At 63.4% G+C, this 23646-nt stretch carries 16 protein-coding genes and 1 pseudogene; 8 read left to right on the top strand and 9 right to left on the bottom strand.

What is annotated here, in order from left to right; genetic code table 11:
- The first annotated feature begins 357 nt into the window (after positions 1 to 357).
- A complete protein-coding gene (locus DX905_RS04940) occupies positions 358 to 2163 on the top strand; it encodes an IlvD/Edd family dehydratase (protein ID WP_116090362.1) in 1806 nt (601 codons plus the stop codon).
- A gap of 69 nt (positions 2164 to 2232) precedes the next feature.
- Here DX905_RS04940 and DX905_RS04935 read toward each other — a convergent pair whose 3' ends face one another.
- Positions 2233 to 2982, bottom strand: coding sequence for a FadR/GntR family transcriptional regulator (locus tag DX905_RS04935; protein ID WP_116090361.1), 750 nt, complete (start codon positions 2980 to 2982; stop codon positions 2233 to 2235).
- A gap of 189 nt (positions 2983 to 3171) precedes the next feature.
- Between DX905_RS04935 and DX905_RS04930 the strand changes: the two genes are divergently transcribed.
- A complete protein-coding gene (locus DX905_RS04930; RefSeq protein ID WP_205412194.1) occupies positions 3172 to 4692 on the top strand; it encodes an alpha-N-arabinofuranosidase in 1521 nt (506 codons plus the stop codon).
- Between the two features lie 40 nt (positions 4693 to 4732).
- Here the strand turns inward: DX905_RS04930 and DX905_RS04925 are convergent, their stop codons facing one another.
- The 3 genes from DX905_RS04925 to araD1 are packed head-to-tail and all read right to left on the bottom strand — an operon-like array spanning position 4733 to position 8670.
- Positions 4733 to 6763, bottom strand: a complete 2031-nt coding sequence (locus DX905_RS04925; RefSeq protein ID WP_116090359.1) for an MGH1-like glycoside hydrolase domain-containing protein — start codon at positions 6761 to 6763, stop codon at positions 4733 to 4735.
- Position 6764: 1 nt separating this feature from the next.
- A complete protein-coding gene (locus tag DX905_RS04920; RefSeq protein WP_116090358.1) occupies positions 6765 to 7685 on the bottom strand; it encodes a Gfo/Idh/MocA family protein in 921 nt (306 codons plus the stop codon).
- A 1-nt stretch (position 7686) separates the two neighbouring features.
- A complete protein-coding gene (araD1, locus tag DX905_RS04915; protein WP_116090357.1) occupies positions 7687 to 8670 on the bottom strand; it encodes an AraD1 family protein in 984 nt (327 codons plus the stop codon).
- 243 nt (positions 8671 to 8913) lie between these two features.
- Between araD1 and DX905_RS04910 the strand changes: the two genes are divergently transcribed.
- The 3 genes and pseudogenes from DX905_RS04910 to DX905_RS04900 all read left to right on the top strand — a co-directional run.
- Complete coding sequence (locus tag DX905_RS04910) at positions 8914 to 11829, top strand: TonB-dependent receptor (protein WP_116092335.1); 2916 nt, start codon at positions 8914 to 8916, stop codon at positions 11827 to 11829.
- A gap of 93 nt (positions 11830 to 11922) precedes the next feature.
- Positions 11923 to 12960 (top strand): arabinan endo-1,5-alpha-L-arabinosidase, encoded by a 1038-nt coding sequence (locus DX905_RS04905; protein ID WP_240320723.1) that lies wholly within the window; start codon positions 11923 to 11925, stop codon positions 12958 to 12960.
- 64 nt (positions 12961 to 13024) lie between these two features.
- Positions 13025 to 14059 (top strand): annotated as a pseudogene (locus tag DX905_RS04900) (glycoside hydrolase family 43 protein); the annotation flags it as partial.
- On the opposite strand, the gene DX905_RS04895 reads toward DX905_RS04900, so the two are convergent.
- Both DX905_RS04895 and DX905_RS04890 read right to left on the bottom strand, forming a co-directional pair.
- Positions 14053 to 14313, bottom strand: coding sequence for a hypothetical protein (locus DX905_RS04895; protein ID WP_338053751.1), 261 nt, complete (start codon positions 14311 to 14313; stop codon positions 14053 to 14055). The pseudogene DX905_RS04900 and the gene DX905_RS04895 overlap by 7 nt on opposite strands.
- Positions 14314 to 14331: 18 nt before the next feature.
- Positions 14332 to 15924, bottom strand: a complete 1593-nt coding sequence (locus tag DX905_RS04890) for an isocitrate lyase (RefSeq protein ID WP_116090354.1) — start codon at positions 15922 to 15924, stop codon at positions 14332 to 14334.
- Positions 15925 to 16044: 120 nt separating this feature from the next.
- Here DX905_RS04890 and DX905_RS04885 point away from each other — a divergent pair, with 120 nt between their 5' ends.
- Positions 16045 to 17448, top strand: coding sequence for a helix-turn-helix domain-containing protein (locus tag DX905_RS04885; RefSeq protein WP_116090353.1), 1404 nt, complete (start codon positions 16045 to 16047; stop codon positions 17446 to 17448).
- Positions 17449 to 17474: 26 nt separating this feature from the next.
- On the opposite strand, the gene DX905_RS04880 is transcribed toward DX905_RS04885, so the two are convergent.
- From DX905_RS04880 to DX905_RS04870, 3 genes are all read right to left on the bottom strand, one after another.
- Positions 17475 to 18647, bottom strand: a complete 1173-nt coding sequence (locus DX905_RS04880) for an acetyl-CoA C-acyltransferase (protein WP_116090352.1) — start codon at positions 18645 to 18647, stop codon at positions 17475 to 17477.
- On the bottom strand, positions 18647 to 19546 hold the full coding sequence (locus tag DX905_RS04875; RefSeq protein ID WP_205412193.1) for an SDR family NAD(P)-dependent oxidoreductase: 900 nt from the start codon (positions 19544 to 19546) through the stop codon (positions 18647 to 18649). The genes DX905_RS04880 and DX905_RS04875 overlap by 1 nt, the downstream gene beginning before the upstream one ends.
- A gap of 105 nt (positions 19547 to 19651) precedes the next feature.
- Positions 19652 to 20335, bottom strand: a complete 684-nt coding sequence (locus DX905_RS04870) for a TetR/AcrR family transcriptional regulator (protein ID WP_116090350.1) — start codon at positions 20333 to 20335, stop codon at positions 19652 to 19654.
- Positions 20336 to 20705: 370 nt separating this feature from the next.
- On the opposite strand from DX905_RS04870, the gene DX905_RS04865 reads away from it, so the two are divergent.
- Together DX905_RS04865 and DX905_RS04860 are read left to right on the top strand one after the other, a co-directional pair.
- Positions 20706 to 21974, top strand: a complete 1269-nt coding sequence (locus DX905_RS04865; RefSeq protein WP_240320722.1) for a spinster family MFS transporter — start codon at positions 20706 to 20708, stop codon at positions 21972 to 21974.
- 80 nt (positions 21975 to 22054) lie between these two features.
- The gene (locus DX905_RS04860; protein WP_240320721.1) at positions 22055 to 23644 is read left to right on the top strand and encodes a carboxylesterase/lipase family protein; all 1590 of its coding nucleotides are present in this window, start codon (positions 22055 to 22057) and stop codon (positions 23642 to 23644) included.
- Positions 23645 to 23646 lie beyond the last annotated feature (2 nt).

Below are 23646 nucleotides of genomic sequence, written 5' to 3'. Positions count from 1 at the left end.
ATGCGGAGAGGAGGGGCGAGTTCCGCCTTACCGGTTAGTGCAACGACGGGCCCAGCATCGGGCAGAGATGCCGAGCGCAGCCCGTATAACCCGCCGGCCGCCGATGTGATTAAAATATCGAGCAATCGGTATAGACTTCAACCCTATACGGGCAACTTCCCGAACGGTACGGCAGTTGGTAACTCCGGCTATGCATGCCGGCAACAGAACGAGGCAGGGATGGCGCGAAAGGTCTTTCCGGTACGCCAAGCCCGACAAAATTCGGGTCTGCCCCGCTGGATATGGCGGCGACCTACCACAATATGATGATCTATTCTTTTTCCGTCAGTCCGCGCTTAGCATCTCGAAAGTAAGAACATGACCGACCGTGACCCGCCCGGGAACGCCAAACTCCGTTCCCGCGCCTGGTTCGATAATCCCGACAATATCGACATGACCGCTCTCTATCTGGAACGGTATCTCAATTACGGGTTGAGCCTGGAAGAGTTGCAGTCGGGCAAGCCAATCATCGGCATCGCCCAGACCGGATCGGATCTGTCGCCATGCAATCGGCATCACCTCGTGCTTGCCGAGCGCATTCGCGAAGGCATCCGCGAGGCTGGGGGGATCGCGCTGGAGTTTCCGGTTCATCCGATCCAGGAAACCGGCAAGCGGCCCACCGCCGGGCTCGATCGCAACCTTGCCTATCTCGGCCTTGTCGAAGCCCTGTACGGTTACCCGATTGACGGCGTGGTCCTGACCACCGGCTGCGACAAGACGACGCCCGCGTTGCTGATGGCGGCAGCGACCGTGAACCTGCCTGCCATCGCCCTGTCGGTCGGGCCGATGCTCAATGGCTGGTTCAAGGGGGAGCGCACCGGATCCGGAACGATCGTATGGAAGGCGCGCGAGTTGCTCGCGACCGGAGAAATCGACGGACAAGGCTTCATCAAGCTCGTCGCCTCGTCCGCACCGTCGACCGGCTTCTGCAATACGATGGGTACCGCCAGCACCATGAACAGCCTGGCGGAAGCCCTCGGCATGATGTTGCCCGGCACGGCCGCGATCCCGGCACCGTATCGCGATCGGCAGGAGGCGGCCTATCGCACCGGCAAACGCATCGTCGAGATGGTGGCGGAAGATTTGAAGCCGTCCGACATCATGACCCGCGACGCCTTCCTCAATGCGATCGTCGTCAACTCGGCCATCGGGGGATCGACCAATGCGCCGATCCATCTCCAGGCGATCGCGCGCCATGTCGGTGCCGAGCTCACGCTCAAGGATTGGCAGGAGTTCGGGCATAAAGTGCCGCTGTTGGTCAATCTGCAGCCGGCCGGCGAGTATCTTGGCGAAGATTATTATCGCGCCGGTAGCGTACCTGCGGTCGTCAGTGAGCTGATGAAGCAGGGGCTGATCCGCGAGGACGTGATCACCGCCAATGGGCGCACCATTGGTGACAATTGCCGCGATGCGACGATCGAGGACGATCGCGTCATCCGCCGCTTCGGTCAGCCGCTGATGACGGACGCAGGTTTTATCGTGCTAAGCGGGAATTTGTTCGACGCTGCGATCATGAAGACGAGCGTGATCAGCCCGCATTTCCGCGCACGCTATCTCTCCAATCCGGATGACCCTGAGGCATTCGAAGGGCCGGCGGTAGTGTTCGACGGGCCAGAGGATTATCACCGCCGGATCGACGATCCGGCGACCGGGATCACCACTGATACGGTACTGTTCATGCGCGGCGCCGGGCCGATCGGCTATCCTGGCGCGGCTGAGGTGGTCAACATGCGCCCACCGGCCTATCTGATCGAAGAAGGCATCCATGCCTTACCCTGCATCGGCGATGGCCGGCAGTCGGGCACAAGCGGCTCGCCCTCGATTCTCAACGCCTCGCCCGAAGCGGCGGCGATGGGTGGGCTGGCGCTGCTTCAGACCGGCGATCGCGTGCGGATCGACCTCGCCAAGGGGCGGGCCGATATGCTGGTCGACGCGGCCGAGCTGCAGCGCCGCCGTGAGGCGCTGGAGGTCAACGGTGGCTATCCTTATCCGGCTTCCCAAACGCCCTGGCAGGAGATCCAGCGCGCCTTGGTCGGGCAGATGGATAAGGGCGCGATCCTGGAAGGCAGCGAGAAATATCAGCGCATCGCCCAGACCAAGGGCCTGCCGCGCGACAACCACTAGAGCCAGATCGTTATTGGTGGAGGCGCTGCGCGTTTCCGCCCACGGCGTGAATCGGGCTATATTCAGGCGCTAGGCGCGAAGCGACAGTTCCGTGTCCTCCAGCGCGAGCCGGACCAGTTCGGTCATCGCATGGCGCGCGGCAACCGGGTTCCCTTCCACGATCGCGTCGTAAAGCAGGCGGTGGTCGGGAAGCGGATCGCGGGGAAGCTTCCGCTTGCGCTGCTTGAAGATGGTCGTCCAGCGCACCGCGGCCGCGATCGAACTGGACAGGGCCATGAGCGGTGCGTTGCGCGCGGCAGCGAGAATCGCGTGATGAAACTTCTGGTCGGCCGCCCGGCCTTCCTCGGTCGCGAGCCCAAACCGCGCCATCTCGCCGAGAGCATGTCCCATATGGGCCAGGTCGGCCCCGGTGCGGCGGATTGCGGCGATTTCAGCGGCTGCGGGCTCGACGATCGAGCGAAGCTCGAACAGGTCGCGGATGAATTTCTCGCTCGGTTCCGAAGCGAACGCCCAGCCCAGCACTTGGGGATCCAGCAAGTTCCACCGGTCGCGCTCGCTCACCCGGGTACCGGTCTTGGGCCGGCTTTCCACCAGCCCCTTGGCTGAAAGCATCCGCACCGCCTCGCGATAGGCGCTGCGCGAAACCTGCAATTGTTCGGCGAATTCGATCTCACCGGGCAATATGTCGCCTGGCTGATAATGGCCGGTCAGGATGGCGACACCCAGCTGATGCGCGATCGAGTCATGCAGGCGCTTCGACCGAGGAGCGGTGGGCGGCGGGTTGACCTTCTCGGCCCCGAGCCTCTGCTGCGCACTCATTCAAGGTCCTCCCCGGCCTGATATGCGGAGCTGTCGCCGCTTTGTCGAGCAGCCGAGGCTGCTTGATTGACGCCGACCGTAACGCTATCGTAATTGTCAGACAAGTATAGGCAATAAGCACCGAGGGAGAGGGCAATGCACGGATTTTCAGGTCGCGCTTTACTGCGAAGTGCTGTGGGTGCCCTGTTGATGGCCAGCGCTCTTGCGCCTGCTTCTGCACAAACAGGGGGTGCGGATGCAACGCTCGTCATCCACGGTGATCAGCCGGGCCCCATCATCAACCGCCAGGTCTTCAGCCAGTTTGCGGAGCATCTCGGCCACGGCATTTACGAGGGCGTGTGGGTGGGCCGAAACTCGAAAATCCCCAATGTCCGAGGCTATCGCAGCGATGTCGTGGACGCGCTCAAGGCCCTGAGTGTGCCGGTGGTGCGCTGGCCGGGCGGCTGTTTCGCCGACGAATATCATTGGCGCGATGGCGTTGGCGCGCCCAACAAGCGCCCGGTCAAGGTCAACACGCATTGGGGCGGGGTGACCGAGCCCAACAGCTTCGGCACCGACGAATATATGGGCTTTGTCGATCTGATCGGCGCCGAGCCTTACATTTCCGGAAATGTCGGGGATGCTCCGCCGCGCGAAATGGCGGAGTGGATCGAATATATCACCTCGCCAACCGGCTCGAGCCTGGCGCAGGAACGCGCGGCCAATGGCCACAAAGAGCCATGGAAATTACCCTATTTCGGCATCGGCAACGAACTGTGGGGCTGCGGCGGCAACATGCGCGCCGAATATGCCGCCGACGTCACCCGCCGCTACGCGACCTTCATCAAGGCGCCGGCCGGCACGCGTATCATGAAGTTCGCGAGCGGCGCCAACACCGAAGATTATGACTGGACCGATACGATGATGCGTATCGCGGGCAGCCAGATCGACGGCATCACGCTCCATTACTACACCTTCCCCGGCGGCTGGGAGCATAAGGGTTCGGCGACCCAGTTCGACGAAAATGAGTGGGCGATGACGCTCAAGAAAACGCTGCGGATGGAGGAGCTCATCACGCGCCATTCGGCGGTGATGGACAAATATGATCCGCAGAAGCGTGTTTGGCTGGTCGTCGACGAATGGGGCACCTGGTACGATGCCGAGCCCGGCACCAATCCGGGTTTCCTCTTTCAGCAGAACAGCCTGCGCGATGCGTTGGTAGCGGCGATCAACATCAACATCTTCGCCAAGCATGCCGATCGCGTGAAAATGACGGCAATCGCGCAGATGATCAACGTCCTTCAGGCGATGATCCTGACCGACGGCCCGAAGATGGTGCTAACGCCGACTTACCACGTCTTCAAAATGTACAAGCCGTGGCAGGACGCGACCAACCTGCCGATCGAGCTCAAATCCCCCTGGTACAATAAGGGCGAATGGACGATGCCCGGCGTGAGCGCGTCTGCCGTGCGCGACAAGGCCGGCCAGGTCCATATCGGCCTCGCCAATCTCGATCCCAACAAGCCCGCCACGGTCAGCACCACGCTGGCCGGTATCAGCGCGGCCAGCGTCAGCGGCACGATCATCACGGCCAGCGCCATGAACGCCATCAACAGCTTCGATCAGCCAAACGTGGTGGTGCCGCAGACATTTACGGGCGCGCAGGTTGCCGGCGGCACATTGACCGTGACCTTGCCGCCTAAATCTGTGGTGGTGCTCGACTTGCAATAATCGGTCGTTGCGGGCGGCGCCTCTGCCGCCCGCCACATGGTCAAAACAGTTTGAGCTCGACCAGCCGCGTTGCGGTACCGCGCTTGTTGCGGACCACCAGTCGCACCCGGCTGGTGGTTATTTTGGGCCACTCCAGGCGCGTCACGCCGTTACCGATCGCGCGCGGATGGGCGACGACCGGCAGGTCGACCCAGCGTCCCGCGCGCCATTGTTGCAGGCGATATTGGTCGGGCGGCAGAAACGTCCGGCCATCCGCGAAGAAGGCCAGTTCGGCGGCATGCACCGGCTGCGCGCGGCCGAGATCGATCGCCAGCCATTCATGGTTGCCGGACGATCCCTTGGTAGACCAGCCGTTGACGATCTCGGGGAAGAACCAGATGCGGCCGTCAATCGCCTGATGCAGCGCCTTTGCGTCGGCATTGATCGAGGCGCGGGCCCGCGGATAGCCCGATCGCAGCAGCTGTACCGCCACATCGATCGGCCGGGCGACCGGCTCGAGGGCCTTGGGGGGAAGCGGCATTGTGATCCGTGTCAGGATCGGGCTGTTGGCGGCGAGGCTGCCATCCACCATCACCGACAGGCCTCGGCCGCGCCGATATCGGCTGCCGTCGGCGTCGAAGAAGACCGTGATACGGTGGCCGTGATAAGGCACATCCTGCAGCGCGAAATAGCTCTGGTAGCCTGGATCGTCGGGCGCCGCCGGCAGCAGCGGGTTCACCTCCAGCACGTCGTCGGCGCGCGGCCGCAACCCTACCAAGCCGGTGACGATGAGGTCGACGAACCCCGAATGATCATAATGATGGCTGCGCGCCAGGCCGACGATCGGCTTGCCGCTGTCAGGATCATAATCCTCTTCCAGGTCGAGCTTGCCCTCGTGGAAATGCAGCGACGCATATTGGCGCAGCAGCCGCGTATAATCCGATCGCGTCACGACATCCTGGCGATAATCGTTGAGCAAATTCGCCATGCCGGTGAGCGTCTGCGTCGTCTGGAAGGGCCAGGACGGGCCGTTCCATTGGCATTCGGGCAGGCCGGTCGCCTTATCATAGCGATATTGCCGCATATAATAAGGATAAGACGGCTCGACCGTGCGTGGCCCCGCCTTTCCCCCCAATTCCTGCGCCGAGAGCAGATGGCGCCACGAGGCGGCATATTCGGGACGATCGCGCGGTAGTCCGACCGACCAGGGGACGTAGCCGACCAGTTCGCGGCCGCGGATCGGCTCCCAAGTGCGGACATGCTCGTCGCCGACCTTGTAGCGGTCGATGAAGTGCGACAGCGCCGGGCTCCACAAACTGGCTTCGACCTTCGCCCGCAGCGCGTCGGCGCGCGCCTGATAATCGGCCGCCACCTGCGCATCCCCGGCCAGAGCGGCCAGCCGGCTGATCGCGGTCGCATTGGCGAACATATAGCTGTTGATCGAAGGGCGGAATGCGTCGCCGCCGCGAAAGCCGTCGGTGCCGCCCGAGGCATCGATCGAGGCGATCGTATATTCGGTCGCGTCGAGCAGCGGTTCGATCCAGTAGAGCCCCTTGTCGAAATCGAAATGATCGTCCCACAGATTGTAAATGTGGCGCATTGCGGCGAGATGGCTGGTGGCGAAGCCACGATCGCCGTCCGCCAGGAAGCGGGCATAGGTCGCATCCGCAATCCCCTCGGCGAAATGGCGGTCGTTGCCGCCGCCCTCGTACATGAAGTCGATATAGTCGTTGGCGTAGCGGCGATCGTGCAGCCAGCGCGCTTCGCGGATGTGGAAGCCGGTCGCATCGTTCAGGCTGGCATAGGGCTCGCGCTGCCAACCGACATCATCGAGGAATTCGGTCGTGATATAGCCCTGCGCGCCGAGGTCGCGCTGGTGGGCCCGCAGCACCTTCAGGCGATAATAATAGACCTGCTCCAGCGTTGCATCCGCCGCTTCGAAGAAGGGGACATTGCCCTCATACCAGGACGCGTCATCACCGAACGCCGCTCGCGCGCGGGCGTGCGTATCGAGCGGTCCGTCTTCGGCTCGGGCGGGCGCGTGAAGGACGAGGACCGCGGTCAGGCAAGCGAGCAGCCCCGACCGCCGCATCTCAATCCTCGAACGCCTCGACCTGCTTGCGTTCGGAGCGGAGATAGGCGTCGGCGACATGGCGCAGCGGGCGCACATCGACGTCGCTCTCGCCTGCACGAACCAGCTCGGCAAAGCGATCGTAGAGGCCTCGATATTCAGCCTCGGGCGGCAACGGCTGGGCAACGCCGTCGATCGCCAGCTCGCTGCCGCCTTTGCTCAGCGCGAGCTTGCCGCCATCCGTATCGACGCGGATGTCCCAGGTTTGCAGCCCGGTCTGGCGCCAGTCGAACTCGGCGCGAATCGCGACACCGTCAACCGTTACGAAGTCGAGATCGGCCGCAATCGGCGCGGCGCGATTGGCGGGGAAGGAGAGGGCGCCCTGTTTCAGGTAGAAATCGGGCAGGATCCGGGTCGCGATCGACAGCGCGTTGATGCCGGGATCGAACACGCCCATGCCGCCCGCTTCCCAAATCCACGCCTGGCCCGGATGCCAGTGGCGGACATCCTCTTTCCATTCGATTTCCGCCGAGCGGATCGTCCGTTCCTGCAGCCAGCTGCGCGCCGTCTCCACGCCCGAGGCGTAACGCGAATGCCAGCTGGCAAACAGGGTCACACCATGGTCGCGCGCGATCCGGGTCAGCGCCTCGACCTCGCTCAGCGTCGCGCCGGGCGGCTTTTCGAGAAAGACATGCTTGCCGGCCTTCATCGCCGTCTGCGCGGCAGCGAAGCGCACCTGCGGTGGCTGGCACAGGGAAACGGCCTCGGGTGCGTCGTCGCTTGCCAGCATCTGCTCGATCGTTTTGAAGTTCGCGCAGCCATCGAGAATGCTGTTGGGGCTGGCGACGGCGACCAGTTCGAAATCGGGCGAGGCGCGTAGCACCGGCACATGCTGATCGTGCGCGATTTTGCCGAACCCGACGATGCCGATGCGGATCGCCATGTCAGAGTGCCTTCACGGCGACGGCGATCGGCGCTTCGATCGCGATAGGGTTACGCACCGGCAAGGTAAAAGGTGCTGCCTCGATCTCGAACACGTCGCCCTCCTGCGTTCTCACGCCTTCGCTGAACGACAGGGTCGCCGTCCCGAAGAAGTGAACGTGGATATCGCCCGGGCGGCGGAAGAGGCCATATTTAAAATGGTGATGCTCCAGATTGGCGATCGTGTGGGACATGTTCGCCTCCCCCGACAGGAACGGCTTTTCCCAGATCGTCTTGCCATCGCGCACGATCCTGCTGGTGCCCCGCACATCAGCGGGCAGCTCGCCGGTCAGCAGCTCCGGCCCGAGCGCGGCGTTGCGCAGCTTTGAATGGGCCAGCCACAGATAATTGCCGCGTTCGGTCACGTGATCGGAAAATTCGTTGGCGAGCGCGAAGCCCAGCCGCCGCGGCATGCCCTCTGCATCAATCAGGTAGATGCCGGCAATTTCCGGTTCCTCGCCCGCGTCGAGCGCGAACGCGGGCGAGGATAAAGGCTCGCCTGGCGCGACCAGCATCGATCCATCGCCTTTGTAGAACCATTCCGGCTGGACGCCGGCCGTGCCGGCTGCCGGCTTGCCGCCTTCGACGCCCATCATGAACATCTTCATCGAATCGGTCGGCGCCGGATTCTCGACCGCGGCGCGGTGCATCTTGTCGCGACCCTCGGCCGAGCCGAGATGGGTCAGGCCGGTCCCGGTCATCAGCAGATGCGCGCTGTCGGGATGATCGATCGGCGGGAGCAACCGCACCTCGCTCAGATCGACCGGCTCACCCACGCCGTTGGCTGCCACCTGATCCGCCAGGCCGCGGCCGCTGTTCAGTGCCGCCAGCGCAAGCGCCCGCAGGCTGTCCGTCGCCAGCACCCGGCGGGGGGCGGACCCCTGCGCGACAACGGCGACACCGCGACCGCCATCGGCATCCTGGAACTGAACCAGTGAAAGGGACATGCGGCATCTCTCCATTCTCTCGGCGCGCTTAAGGGAGCGCTACCATTTACTCAGACATAAAGCTTAGCAGCGGGAATCATCAGTCGCAACTGAGCGCATCGTCAGCTGTGCGCCCTTAACACGTAGCCGTCTTGCCATCGCTAATTATCGCTCCGTTTCCAGTATTGCCGTCTAGAAAGACGCATGTTACTTGTCTGACAATACAGCCGAACGCCGTGAGCATAGGTGAAAAGGGAGATGATGATGTCGACAGGCCGCGCTGCCATGTGCACGGTTTCCTTGGTGGCGCTGGTTGCCGGGGCTGCCCCGGCGGCTGCGCGCGGACAATCTTCAGCTAGTCAGGCCGCGTCGCCCGCCAACGGGCCCGATCGCGCGCCGGGGGGCAGGCCGGCGGCAGCAGTGTCGGCCAATTCGCTCAATGGCGATCAAGCCGGTGCTGACGCGACGGAAGAAGAAATCGTGGTAACCGGTGTCCGCGCCAGCCTTCGCGCCGGCCTCGCCGTCAAGCGCGAGGCGACGCAGATCGTGGAGTCGGTTGTTGCCGAAGATGTCGGCAAATTGCCCGACAACAATGTCGTCGAGGCCCTTCAGCGCGTTACCGGCGTTCAGGTCACCGATCGCGGCGCGGGCGAAACCGGCACCATCTCGATCCGCGGCCTGCCCGATATCACCACCACCTGGAACGGGCGTAACATCTTCACCGCGTCGGGCCGTCAGTTCGCGCTTGCCGATATTCCGGCCAATTTGGTGCGCCGGATCGACGTCTACAAAACGCGCGCTGCTTCCCAGATCGAAACCGGCATCGCCGGCCAGGTCGACGTCTTCACCCGCCGCCCGTTCGACTTCGACGGCCTCGCCTTTTCGGCAGTCGGGCGCGGCATCTATCTCCAGCAGGCGGACAAGATAAACCCCAATGTCAGCGCGCTGATCAGCGATCGGTGGAATACCGGGATCGGCGACCTCGGCGCGCTGGTCAACGTCAGCTATGCCCGCACCCGCTATAAGGACCAGGGCGTCACCGCCGGCGCGCTGGTGCCGTTCGCGTCGCCCACCAATCCGCCCGCCGGCTGGACTCCGTTGGAGCGGATCCAGCCGACCGATGGACGCGCCCCCGGCCAGCAATTGTGGGTGCCGGGCCTCGACGCCGGCCTGCCCGAGGCGCCCGGCTCGACCCTGCTCATCAACGGGGTGCAGTCGCCTTATCTGCTGTCACGCGACGCGGTCTTTCAGAACGCGCTCCACGGCGATCGCAAACGCCCGGCGGTGAACGTCGCGCTGCAATGGGCGCCGAACAGCAGTTCCGAATATACCGCCGAATTCTTCTGGGACGGCTATCGCAACACGACTTTCAACGACCTGTTCTTCACCTTTGTCGACTGGTGGGGCAATCTCGGCCCCAATCCCGCTTCGACCATCACGCTCTATCCGGATTCAAACATGATCAAGACCCGTCAGGTCGGGTCGGTATTCGGCTTCAACAGCGGCGATGTGACCAAGTCGAGCACCGATAGTTTCGTCTATGCTCTGAGTGGCAAATGGGACATTGGCGATCGGCTGAAATTACGCGGTGATCTGTCCTATCAAGACAGCACTTTCAAATCATCCTTCGCCGCGCTGCGCACCACCCGCGTCGCCGATCAGATCAACGTCGATCTCAACTCCGGCAACGGCATCACCGGCTTCCATTTCAACGACGACAGTATCCTCACCAATCCCGCGATTTGGACCGTCGCCGAATTTTACGACAACGCCAACAAGAACAAGGGCAATGCCCGCACCGCACAACTCGACGGCGATTATGACGCGGGAGAGGGGCTGTTGCGCAAGATCAGCTTCGGCGTGCGCTACGACGATCGCCGGGCAACGGAGGCGTCGCGTACCCAGGATGCGCCGGGGCTCGGCGTGCCGCTCAGCAGCCTCGATCCGGGCCTGCAATATATCGAGAAGGGCTTTTTCGACGGGCGCGCGGACGTGCCGCGGACGTGGGTCGTGGCGAACGGCTATTATGTCACGTCTCATCTCGACGACATCCGCTCGCTCTATCGCAACAGCGTCGATCCCGGCATCCAGCTGAGCGACCAACTGACGCTGACCCAGAATTTCCACATCCGCGAGCGGACCTCGGCGGCTTACGTCCAGGGCGATTTCCAGCAGGATATCGCCGGGCGGCCGCTGCGCCTCCAGGCGGGCGTGCGCTATGTCGGCGTCAAGACCGATATGGATTTCCGCAGCCAGCTCGACGGCTCGGTCAGCGGCGCCAGCAAGAAGGTCCATTCCTTCCTGCCAAGCGTGACCGTCCGCTACGACGTGACTGACAAATTGCGCTTCCGCTTCAATTACGGCCGTACCCTGCGCCGGCCCAATTTCGTCGATCTCAATCCCAATTATATCCTGACCGGCGATCTCACCAACGTCGGTTACGGATCGGGTACCGGCGGTAATCCGAATCTGCGGCCGACCAAGGCGACCAATTACGATCTCGGCGCGGAATGGTATTTCGATCGCGACAGCGCGATCTACGCGACCTTGTTCCAGCGCAATATCGACGGGCTGGTCGTGTCCACCGCTCGCCTGATCAACATCCCGAACACCAACTACAATACGCAAAACTTCGTCATTAACGCCCCCGACAACGCCTCCAATGGCAAGCTCAAGGGCGCAGAGATAGGCCTGGTCTATTTCCCCAAATTCCTCCCCGGACTGCTTAACGGTCTTGGCGTGCAGGGCAGCCTGACCGTGCTCGATTCGTCGCAGACCATTCCCGTCGTCGATGCGCAGGGCAACGTCACCGGTCATGTGCAGACGCCATTTTTCGGCGTGTCGAAATTGTCCTACAACGTGACGCTTGCCTATGATCACGGCCCGATCGGAACGCGGCTCTCCTATGTCTGGCGCAAGAGCTTCATCCACAACAACGAAGCGCGGCTGTTCGCCAACCCGATCGGGATCTGGCGGGTCCCCGAAAAGAGCCTCGATTTCCAGCTCAGTTACAATGTCAGCAAGGCGATCGCGCTCACCTTCGACGCCACCAACCTGACCAACGAACTCGATCAATCCTATTACGCATTCGGAAACGCCGGCAGCCCCAGCACGACCAATTTCGGGACGACCATCCGGGGGCGCCAGTTCGCGCTCGGCGCGCGCCTTTCGTTCAACTAAGTGGGGGACAGGGACATGCGCCAGCGGCCTTCGGCTTGTGCCGATGGTTCAGCCATGTCCCCGATGCGCTGAGGACAAGGTGTGGAGGCACGAGTGAACCACCCTACTGGGATCCGCGGCGCGATGGTGTTGGCGATTGCCGGCATCGGCTTACTCGCACCCGACGCGACGTCTGCGCAGCGGCCCGCCGCCATATCTCTCGCCGACACTATGACGGGCGATATCGCGCCGGTGCACGATCCTGCCATCATCCGGCAGGCCGATACTTATTATGTCTTCAGCACCAGCCGCCCGCGCGAGGAGGCCGGCCAGATTCCGATCCGTATATCGAAGGATCTGATCAAATGGACGCGTGCCGGCGCGGTGTTCGCGCAGATGCCGGATTGGGCGAAGCGCGAGATACCCAAGGCGAATGGCATCTGGGCGCCCGATATCTCGTTTCAGAATGGCGAGTATCGCCTTTATTATGCTGCCTCCACCTTTGGCAGCAATCATTCCGTGATCGGACTGGCGACCTCGCCGACGCTCGACCCGAACGCACCCGATTACAAATGGACCGACAAGGGCGCCGTGATCGCTTCGTCGCTGGCCAGCGATTTCAATGCGATCGATCCGGCCGCGTTCACCGATCGCGACGGCAAGGCCTGGCTGGCGTTCGGCAGCTTCTGGACCGGCCTTAAGCTGATCCGGCTGGATCCGGCCACCGGCCTGCGCGCAACGGAGGACCAGAAAGTCTATTCGCTCGCGCGCCGGACCAACTCGGACGCGATCGAGGCGCCGTTCCTGATCGAGCACGGCGGCTATTATTATCTGTTCGCCAGCAATGATGCCTGCTGCCGGGGGGTCAATAGTACCTATTATACCGTCGTCGGCCGCTCAAAGGACGTGACAGGCCCCTACGTGGATCATGACGGCAAGCCGATGATGCAGGGCTACGGTCAGATCGTGCTCCACGGCAATCTCGACCCGAGCCACCGCTGGCGGGGCCCCGGCCACCCCGCCATCCTTCACGACGGCAACCGCTTCTTCATCGCCTATCATGCCTATGACGCCCAGCACGGCGGCATCCCGACCTTGCGGATCAACCCGATCGGCTGGACCGGCGACGGCTGGCCGGTGGCGCGTCCCTGATCGCTTCGACCTTCTGTAAACTGCTACAGATCGGGCATAGCGCTGCACCTCAACGGAGATCGCCATGATCATTAGCCGCCGCTCTTTCCTCGCCGCCGCAGCCGCTACGCCGATCGCCGGCCCTGTTCTGGCGCGTGCGGCCCAACCTGTGTTGCGCAACCCGCTGGTGCGGCAACGCGCCGACGCCCAGATCTTCCGTCATACGGACGGCACCTATTACATGACCGGATCCGTACCCGAATATGATCGGCTGGTGCTGCGCCGTTCGCGCACGCTGGCCGGACTGAGCGATGCGAGCGAGGCGGTGTTGTGGCGCCATCTGCGCAGCGGCCCGCTGTCCGGCTTCATCTGGGCGCCGGAGCTTCACCTGATCGATGGGCGGTGGATCATGTATTTCGCGGCAGGCCCGAGCGGCGGCGGCGAAGATGTGTTCCACATCCGCACCTATGCCATCGTCTGCGACAGTGCCGATCCGATGGCCGGCCGCTGGTCGTTGCTCGGCCAGTTGAAGACGCCGTGGGACAGCTTCACACTCGATTCGACCAGCTTCGTCCATCGCGGCACCCGCTATCTCTGCTGGGCGCAACGCGAGCCCGGCATCGATACCAACAGCAACCTTTATCTCGCACCGCTTGCCACCCCGCTGACGCTGGCACGGCGCCCGGTGCGGCTGTCGATGCCAGCGCTCGACTGGGAGATCCAGGGTTTCAAGGTCAACGAGGCACCGGCCTTGCTTGCCCGCCACGGCCGGCTGTTCGTCACCTACTCGGCGAGCGCGACCGACGCGCGCTATTGCATGGGGATGCTGACCGCCCCCGCCGATGCCGACATCATGCGCGCAGAAAGCTGGACTAAGTCTCCCGTGCCCGTCTTTCGTACCTCGACCGCGCATCACGTTTACGGGCCGGGCCATAACAGTTTTACGGTCGATGAACACGGCCGCGACATGCTCGTCTATCACGCGCGCGATTACGCTCAGATCAAGGGCGACCCCCTGTTCGATCCCAATCGCCACACCCGCGTTCAGCCGATCCATTATCGCGCCGACGGCACGCCCGACTTCGGCGAACCGGTCGCCAACGGAGTGCTGCGCTACCGATAGAAACGGAAGGATTTCGGCGGAGGCCCTAAGCCCTGCGCTTTCCAGCCATCGAGCTCAGGGCCGGCCGGTTGGTTCCTCGAGCCGCGCGAGGCGGTGATAGAGGTTGCCGTATTTCCGCAGCGCGCCCGGCTCTTCGATATGACGCATATATAGTGGGCCACCGCGGTTCGCAGCAGGCTGAAATCCTCGGTAGCGAATACGGTGCGTGCTCGCGCCGGCTCGCGCCGGACAATTTCGGTCTCGCTGATCATCGACATCTCCTTTCAGGCTCAGGCGAACTGGTTCATCGTGTTGTGCGCGCCGCTCGCCTTGAGGGCGGCCTCGCCCGCGAAATATTCCTTGTGATCGTCGCCGATGTCGGAGCCCGACATGTTCTGGTGCTTGACGCAGGCGATACCCTCGCGGATCTCGCGCCGCTGCACGCCGGCGACGTAGCCGAGCATGCCGGCCTCACCGAAATAGTCGCGTGCCAGCATGTCGGTCGACAGCGCCACCGTATGGTAGGTCGGTAGCGTGATCAGGTGATGGAAGATGCCCGCGCGGCGCGACGCATCCCTCTGGAAGCTGCGGATGCGCGCGTCCGCTTCCTGTGCCAGATCGGTGGAGTCGTAGATCACGCTCATCAGCGCGTCGCGTGCGTAGGATGAGATGTCGCGCCCCTCGGCCTGCCACGCGTCGAACACCTGCTGGCGGAAGTTTAGCGTCCAGTTGAATGATGGCGAATTATTATAGACCAGCTTGGCATCGGGAATGACCCGGCGGATGCGGTCGACCATGCCCGCGATCTGGGCGATGTGCGGCTTCTCGGTCTCGATCCACAACAAGTCGGCGCCGTTCTGGAGCGCAGTGACGCAGTCCAGCACGCAGCGGTCCTCGCCCGTGCCCTCGCGGAACTGATAAAGGTTGGACGGCAGTCGTCTGGGCCGCACCAGCATCCCGTCCCGGACGAAGAGCACATCGCCTTCGCTCACGGCGAGATCGCCGACCGGCTCGCAATCGAGATAGCTGTTATACTGGTCGCCAATGTCGCCGGGCGCATGGCTGATCGCGATCTGCTTCGTCAGACCGGCGCCGAGCGAGTCGGTCCGCGCGACGATGATCCCGTCCTCCACGCCAAGCTCCAGGAAAGCGTAGCGGCAGGCGCGGATCTTCGCGAGGAAGTCCTCGTGCGGCACGGTGACCTTGCCATCCTGATGGCCGCACTGCTTCTCGTCGGAAACCTGGTTCTCGATCTGTAGCGCGCAGGCGCCGGCCTCGATCATCTTGCGCGCGAGCAGATAGGTCGCCTCGGCATTGCCGAAGCCCGCATCGATGTCGGCGATTACCGGCACCACGTGCGTCTGGTGATTGTCGATCGCCGACAGCAGAGTCTGCTCGCGCGCACCGTCGCCGTCCGATCGCGCCTTGTCGAGATCGCGGAACATCATGCCGAGCTCGCGCGCATCCGCCTGGCGCAGGAAGGTGTAGAGTTCCTCGACCAGCGCCGGCACGCTGGTCTTCTCGTGCATCGACTGGTCGGGCAGGGGGCCGAATTCCGAGCGCAAGGCCGCTACCATCCAACCGGACAGGTAGAGATACCGACCCTTAGTCGTACCGAAATGTTTCTTGATCGAGATGATCTTCTGCTGCGCGATAAAGCCATGCCAGCAGCCGAGCGACTGGGTGTAATGGGCCGGATCGCGATCGTAAGCCGCCATGTCCGCACGCATGATCTTGGCGGTGTGGCGGGCAATATCCAGTCCCGTCCGGAAGCGGTTCTGGGCGCGCATGCGGGCTACCGCCTCGGCCTGAATGCCGCTCCACCCATCGCCGTGGGCGGCAATGATGGCCTGTGAATGTTCCGTTTGCGCCTCATAGGTCATGATCGTCTTTCCAATGTTGTAGCTTACCCTTGCGATCTAGTGGGCATGGCGGAAGGGCGATTAGTGACGCATTGTCACAGAATGACTAGTACGAACAGTGAAAATGTGACAAATTGGGGCATGGCGACAATTCCCGATCGCAAACTCTATCTCGGCCCACGCATTCGCGTGTTGCGACGGGAGCTTGGCATCAACCAGACACAGATGGCCGCCGAGCTCGGCATTTCGCCAAGCTACCTCAATCATATTGAGCGAAATCAGCGGCCCTTGACGGCGCAGATGCTGGTGCGGCTCGCCAATTCCTACGACGTCGACATTCGCGATTTCGTATCCGGCGCGGCCGCCGCTGGCGTGGGCGGCGGGCTGAGCGAGGCGCTGTCGGACCCGCTGGTGCAGGATATCGACGTGCCGCGCCACGAAGTGTTGGAGCTGGGCGAAAATTATCCCGGCATCGCCGAGGCGCTGGTCCGTTTCCATGCGGCGCTGGCGGACCTGCGGCGTACGCCTGCTTTGGTCGATCAGCTCCAGGCTGCCGCCACGCCCGGCTCGCCGCTGACGTGGCTGGGAACATTCCTCGCCGCCCGCCGCAATCACTTTCCCACAATGGAGACGGTTGCGGAAAAGCTGGCGGAGGGACTTCCAGACGAACCCGCACAACGTCTCGAACGGCTGCGCGTCATGCTAGCGGACAAGTGCGGCATTGCGGTCCAGGCCATGCCTCCAGCGGTAATGAGCGGCGCGCTGCGCCATTATGACCTTCATCGGAAGCGGCTGATGCTGTCCGAACGCCTGCCGGCCGCCAGCCGCGCCTTCGCGATCGCCTATCAACTCGCGCTATCTCTACTTTCCGGACCGATCGAGGAGGCGGTGGCGCGCAATGATGCGCCCGACATCCCGACGCAGACCCTGCTCAAGATCGCGCTGGCCAATTACAGTGCCGCGGCATTGCTGATGCCCTATGCACGCTTCGCCGCCGTGGCGGAGGAAAGCCGCTACGACCTCGATCTTCTGGAAACGCGGTTCGGCGTCTCGCCCGAGCAGGCAGCGCAGCGGCTGGTCACGCTCGACCGTGCGGGCACGCGAGGAATTCCCTTCTTTCTGATCCGCGTGGATCGCGCGGGCAATGTGTCGAAGCGACTGACTGGAAGCGAGGGGGACGTAATTGCCCGGCTGGGTGAAGGATGCCCGCGCTGGCGATTGCACGACGCCTCGGCAGGCCGCTGGACCACGCGCTTGGTCGAGATGCCCGACGGGCAGGTCTATGTGACGCTCTTGCGCACCATCTGGCCGGGAGGGATGGAGCGCGTGGGCGGCCCCGTCACGCTCGCGCTGGGCTGCCACGCCAGGCATGCGCCCCGCATCGCGTGCGCCGACGGATTGCGCGACCCGGTCACGATCGGTCCGGGCTGCAGATTATGCGAACGGCAGCGCTGCCCGGATCGGGCGCAGCCGCCGGTGACGCGATCGCTGGAGGTCAGCTCCATCCATCGAGCGGCCAGCCCGTTCCCGTTCCGGCAGGTTTAGCGTTCCGTTATCGGGCGCTCGCCGGGTTACAGGACTTCGAACAGACCCGCCGCGCCCATGCCGCCGCCGACGCACATTGTCACGACGACATGGCGCGCGCCGCGGCGTTTCCCCTCGATGAGCGCATGGCCCACCATCCGCGCGCCCGACATGCCGTAAGGATGGCCGATCGAGATCGCGCCGCCATCGACATTGAGCAACCCGTTAGGGATGCCGAGCTGATCCTGGCAATAGAGCACCTGGACCGCGAACGCCTCGTTCAGCTCCCACAGGCCGATATCCTCGACCTTCAGATTGAACCGCTCGAGCAGCCGCGGCACGGCGAATACCGGGCCGATCCCCATTTCGTCCGGCTTCGTGCCGGTGACTGCCATGCCGATATAGCGGCCCAGCGGGGCGAGGCCGCGCTGCTCGGCGACGCGTGCTTCCATGATGACGCAGGCCGAGGCGCCATCCGACAATTGGCTGGCATTGCCCGCGGTGACCGTACCACCCTCGACCACCGTCCTGAGCGCTCCCAGTCCCTCAAGCGTCGTATCGGCCCGCGCGCCTTCGTCGCGCTCGAGCGTTACTTCGCGCTGGCTGATCTCGCCGCTTTGCTTGTCGACCACCTTCATCGTGGTGCTCATCGGCACAATCTCAAGATCGAAGCGGCCAGCGACCTGCGCCGCGGCGGTGCGCTTTTGCGACTGCAGGGCGTAAGCGTCGGATCGGTCGCGGCCGACGCCGTAGCGCGCGGCGACGACCTCGGCCGTGTCGAGCATCGGCATGGTGATGTCGGGGTGGAGCGCCACCAGGGCCGGATCATAGTCGATCCGGAGCTCGGGCGTCTGGACGAGAGAAATGGATTCGACCCCACCGGCGACGACGATGTCCATGCGGTCGACGATCACCTGCTTGGCCGCCGTCGCGATGGTCATCAGCCCCGACGAGCATTGCCGGTCGATCGTCATTCCCGGCACGGAGGTGGGCAGGCCGGCGCGCAACGCCGCGGTCCGTCCGATCGTCTGCTGGAAACCCTGCGGCAGCGAGCAGCCCAGCAGGCAATCCTCGATCTCACCGCCTTCGACCCCGGCACGCTCGATCGCCGCAGTGATTGCGTGCGCCGCGAGCGTCGGCGACGGCGTCATGTTGAAGGCGCCGCGATAAGCGCGGCCGATCGGCGTGCGTGCCGTCGAGACGATCACCGCATCGCGCATCAATGCGTTTCCGCCATCACCGGCTCGGTCATGCCCGCGCTGGCCAGCTCGCGCTCGGCCTGGGTGAAGCCGTAAGCGGGCACGATCTCGCCCGCGCGTTCCGAAACCGCACCCCAGTGCGCGATCACCTGCTCGCCGGCATCTCTATCCGCACCGACATAATAGCCTTCGGTCAGCGTCACATAGGAGCGGGCGAAGTGGCCGGCGCCGGCGCACAGGATAGCGCGGTTCGGCGCCTCGCCGCCGACGAGCGGCAGCAGCGCGGGACTGACGAGGGCGGGATCGAGCAGACGCAGGCTTTCGCCGGACAGCACGTCATGGGTCATCTGCGTCGCGGCAGTCGGCGCGAGGCAATTGACGCGGATATTGTACTTCTCGCCCTCGATGGCGAGCGTCTGCATCAGCCCCACCAAGGCCATCTTCGCGGCACCGTAATTCGCTTGGCCGAAATTGCCGTAGAGTCCGCTCGACGATGTCGTCATGACGATGCGGCCGTAGCGCTGTTCGCGCATAATCTCCCACACTGCCTTGGCGCAGATCGCCGCGCCCATCAGGTGGACGTCGACCACCAAGCGAAAATCGTCGATCGACATCTTCGCGAAGCTCTTGTCGCGCAAGATGCCGGCATTGTTGACGAGGATGTCTATGCGGCCCCAACGGTCCATGACCTTCGCGACCATGGCCGTTACCCCGGCGGTGTCCGTTACGGACGCCGCAATTGCCAGCGCCTCACCGCCCGCCGCTATGATCTCGGCCACAACCCCGTCGGCGGCTTCCTGCGCCAGATCGTTGACCACGACTTTGGCGCCATGGCGCGCGAGAAACAGCGCATGCGTTCGACCCAGCCCGCCCCCAGATCCGGTAACGATGGCAACACGATCCTGCAGCAACATCCTCATTCCCTCTCTCCCGATGCCGCGGGATAATCGGAATTATACTAACTCACAAGATAGCGAATCTAAATGGCACACTCATAGCTAATGCAGTCTCGAGCAGCTGCTGCTTTAGCCGGTCCGGTGCTTACAGACAGTTCGGAAGCCAGACGCCATGAAGGACGCCATACGTTCTTTAACGGCCACAAAATCGTCGGACTTGCACAGCCCGCCGGAAAGCTTGTCTATCCGGCCAGTTCGCGCCAGCGTGTTCATCAGCGCGCCGGTGACGAAGTGATAACACCAGAAGATGTCCTCCTCCGCGCATTCGGGCAGCGCTTTGCGCAGCAGGCCGATCAGGCGCAGTACGACCGGATCGAAATGCTGGTCCATCAGCTCCGCACCCCATTCGGGCGTGTTGGCGACCTGGGCGCTGAGCTGGGCATAGTTCTTCCAGCGCTCCCCGCCCTCGATATAGAGGTCGAGGTCGGTGTCGAGGAACGCGTGTAAGGCGCCCTCGACCGTCGGCTTGCCGTTGGTTGCAGCGTCATATTCTTCGAGCGCCTTCATGCGCCGCTCGCTGGTGATCGTTGCCCGGCGCGCAAAGACGGCGTCGAACAGCGTCTTCTTGTCGGCAAAATAATAATTGAGCAGCGTATGATGGACGCCGACCCGCTTCGCGACGTCTTTCAGGGTCACGCCATGCAGGCCGTGCTTGGAGAACAGCTCCTCGGACGCGTCGAGGATCTGCTCGATCGTCTCGGCGCGTTGCTCGGCTTTCTTGGAGGGCGGCCTGGATCTTAGATGGTCGGTCACGCAGTGTCTTTCGAGCCTCACACCTTGAGCGTCAAGCCACCCGCGTCAGGCAGGAGGAGTGTAAGCTGCTCGAGCAGCACGCTCACATCCACGATCAACACATTCACACACACGATAGTGTGCGTTGACACGCATGGCCGGGCGGCTGCATGAAGTGGCAATAAGATACGAAAAGTATCGATCAGAGGATGATGCCGTGGTTTATCAGACTGCTTTGCGCGTCGCTTGGGCCTTTGGGCGCAGCTGCGCGCGCTGGTCCAGAGTTTCTGTAGACCAATCCAGCTTCGGCGGCTTTTAGTCGATGGCGGCGGTTGAACCCGTGCTTCCGATCGACCCTTCGGTCCGGAGCGCTACACGCTCGCAGCCTATTTTGGGACTGCGACCCTGGATCGTCCTATACACCCTGTGCGGCGTCTATGTTCTGAATTTTCTCGATCGCCAGCTGCTGGCGATCCTGGCCAAACCGATCCAGGACACGCTGCACATTTCGGATGGCCAGCTCGGCCTGATCGGCGGGCTTTATTTCGCCTGCTTCTATTGCTTCATTGCCATCCCGGTCGGCTGGTTCGCCGATCGGACCAATCGCGTCTCCGTGCTCGCCTGGGCCTGCGCGATCTGGAGCGCAGCGACCGCATGCTGCGGGTTGGCGACCAGTTATACGCAGCTTGTCGCAGCGCGCATGACCGTAGGATTTGGTGAGGCGGGGGGTGTCCCGCCGTCTTATGCCATCATCACCGATACGTTTCCGCCCGGCCGGCGCGGCATGGCGTTCGGCATCTACAATCTCGGGCCGCCCATCGGCGCTGCCCTCGGCATAGCTTTCGGCGCCTCGATCGCCGCGGCGTTCAACTGGCGCTACGCCTTCATCGCGCTCGGCGCCGTCGGTCTGGTCGCGGCGATAGCCCTCCGCGTCATCGTGCGCGAACCCCCGCGTGGCGCGTTCGATCCTGTGCCAAACGGCCAGACGATCGCGCGATCAGGCTTTTGGGAAACCGTCAGGATGTTCTTCTCCAGGCCCGTGCTGGTCCTCGTCGCGCTGGGGAGCGGGGCGACCCAATTCATCACCTATGGCCTCGGTAATTTCACCAGCCTTTTCCTGATGCGCGAGAAGGGGATGAGGCTTGAGCAGATCGCGCTTTATTACGCCCTCGTCGCCGGCATCGGCATGAGCGCCGGTATGTTGATCTCTGGGCGGATGATCGATCGCTTCACGCAGCGTCACAAGGCCGCTTACGCACTAATCCCCGCGGCGACGCTGGCGCTCGCCATCCCATTCTATATCGGTTTCGTGTGGGCGCCATCCTGGCCGCTTGCGCTCGCTTTTCTGGCCTTCCCGATGGCGCTCAACTATTCTTACCTCTCGGCCTCGGTCGCACTCGTCCAGGAAGAGGTCCGACCCGATCAGCGCGTCATGTCGGGCGCATTGCTGCTCCTCGTCATGAACTTCATAGGCCTCGGTCTGGGACCGACCTATGTCGGCGCGGCGAGCGATTATTTCCGCGCCGCGCACCCTCATAATTCGCTGCAGATCGCGCTCTACACGCTCACACCATTCTATCTCATCGCCATTGCCATTTTCCTGTGGCTGGCGCGCCTGCTGCGGCGTGAGGCGACTACCGTCGGAGACAGTGCGCCATGATCCTGCGTCGACTTGGCCTGCTTGGAAGTGTCGCCGCCATCATCCTTGCCTCGCCTTCCTTTGCCCAGCGGAGTTCCGCCATGTCTGCATCGTCAGCTGATATCGGTTCGGTCGTCGACACTACCGCCGGAGCGTTGCGCGGCACGGTCGAAGGCGATCTGCGCGTGTTCAGGGGCGTTCCCTTTGCGGAGCCGCCGGTCGGTCCGCGGCGCTGGCAAGCGCCGCATCCACTGCCGCGCTGGGAAGGGGTTAAGGACGCGACCACATTCGGGCCCGCCTGCTTCCAGCCAAAGGAAAAGCTGTCGAACATCTATGCGTCCGATCCGATGCCGATGAGCGAGGATTGCCTGACGCTCAACATCTGGGCACCCGCCAATGCCCGTAACGCCCCCATCTTCTTCTGGATCTACGGCGGCGCGTTGTGGAGTGGGGCGAGCCGCGATCCCATGTATGACGGCAGGCGGCTCGCCGAGCGCGGGGTTGTCGTGGTGTCGATCAACTACCGACTGGGCGTGCTCGGCTGGCTGGCGCATCCCGATCTCAGCGCGGAGTCCAAGCAAGGCATATCGGGCAATTACGGTCTGCTCGATCAGATCGAGGCGCTGCGCTGGGTGAAGCACAATATCGGCGCGTTCGGGGGTGATCCCGCCAACGTTACCATCGCCGGCGAGTCCGCGGGCGCCCTCAGCGTCATGTACCTGCTGGCCTCACCGCCAGCGCGCGGGCTGTTCGCGAAAGCGATCGCACAAAGCGCATACATGATTTCGACGCCCGATCTGAAGGCAGCCAGGCATGGCGCTCCCTCGGCCGAGCAGAGCGGTGCATCTTTTGCCGCCGGGCTTCATGCCCCGGACATTGCCGCCCTGCGTGCGATAGACGCGGAGACGCTCACCCGCGCCGCTCGCGCGACGGGCTTCGGGCCCTGGGGTGCGGTTGACGGGCAATTGCTACCGGACCAGCTCGTCACCGTGTTCGACAAGGGGCAGCAGGCGCCTGTGCCGCTGCTGGCGGGGTTCAACAGCGGCGAAATTCGATCGCTGACCGTTCTCGCGCCCCCGGTGCCGGGCAGCGCAGCCGAGTATGAAGCGACCATTCGCGATCGCTATGGTGATCTCGCCGAGGCATTTCTGAAGCTCTATCCGTCAACCCACCTGAAGCAGAGCGTTCTCGCCACTACGCGCGACGCGCTTTATGGCTGGACCGCCGAGCGCCTCGCCCGCAAGCAGGCTGCGTTGGGTGTGCCGTCCTACCTTTATCTGTTCGACCATGGTTACCCGAGCGCGGACCAATCCGATCTCCATGCCTTCCACGCAAGCGAACTGCCCTTCGTATTCGGGACCTTCGACGGCACCCCGCCACTTTGGCCGAAAGTCCCCGAAACCGCGGCCGAGCGTGCGATCTCTGACGCGATGATCGACTATTGGACGAGCTTCGCGCGCACCGGCCGTCCGCAAGCGCGAAATGCACCGGATTGGCCTGCCTTCATGGGGGCGGAAGCCTATATGCACTTTGCCGACAGGCCGCGTCCGGACAAGAATCTGATGCCGGGCATGTATTCCTTTAACGAGCAGGTGATGTGCCGACGCAGGGCCGATGGGACGATTGCCTGGAACTGGAATGTCGGTCTCTACGCGTCCAAGCTCCCGCCAAGGGTGGCGCGATGCGAATGATA

The sequence above is a fragment of the Sphingomonas crusticola genome (assembly GCF_003391115.1).
Taxonomy (GTDB): Bacteria; Pseudomonadota; Alphaproteobacteria; order Sphingomonadales; family Sphingomonadaceae; genus Sphingomonas_I; species Sphingomonas_I crusticola.
Note: the sequence above shows the minus strand (reverse complement) of the source record. Positions and strands in the feature narration are given on the sequence as shown.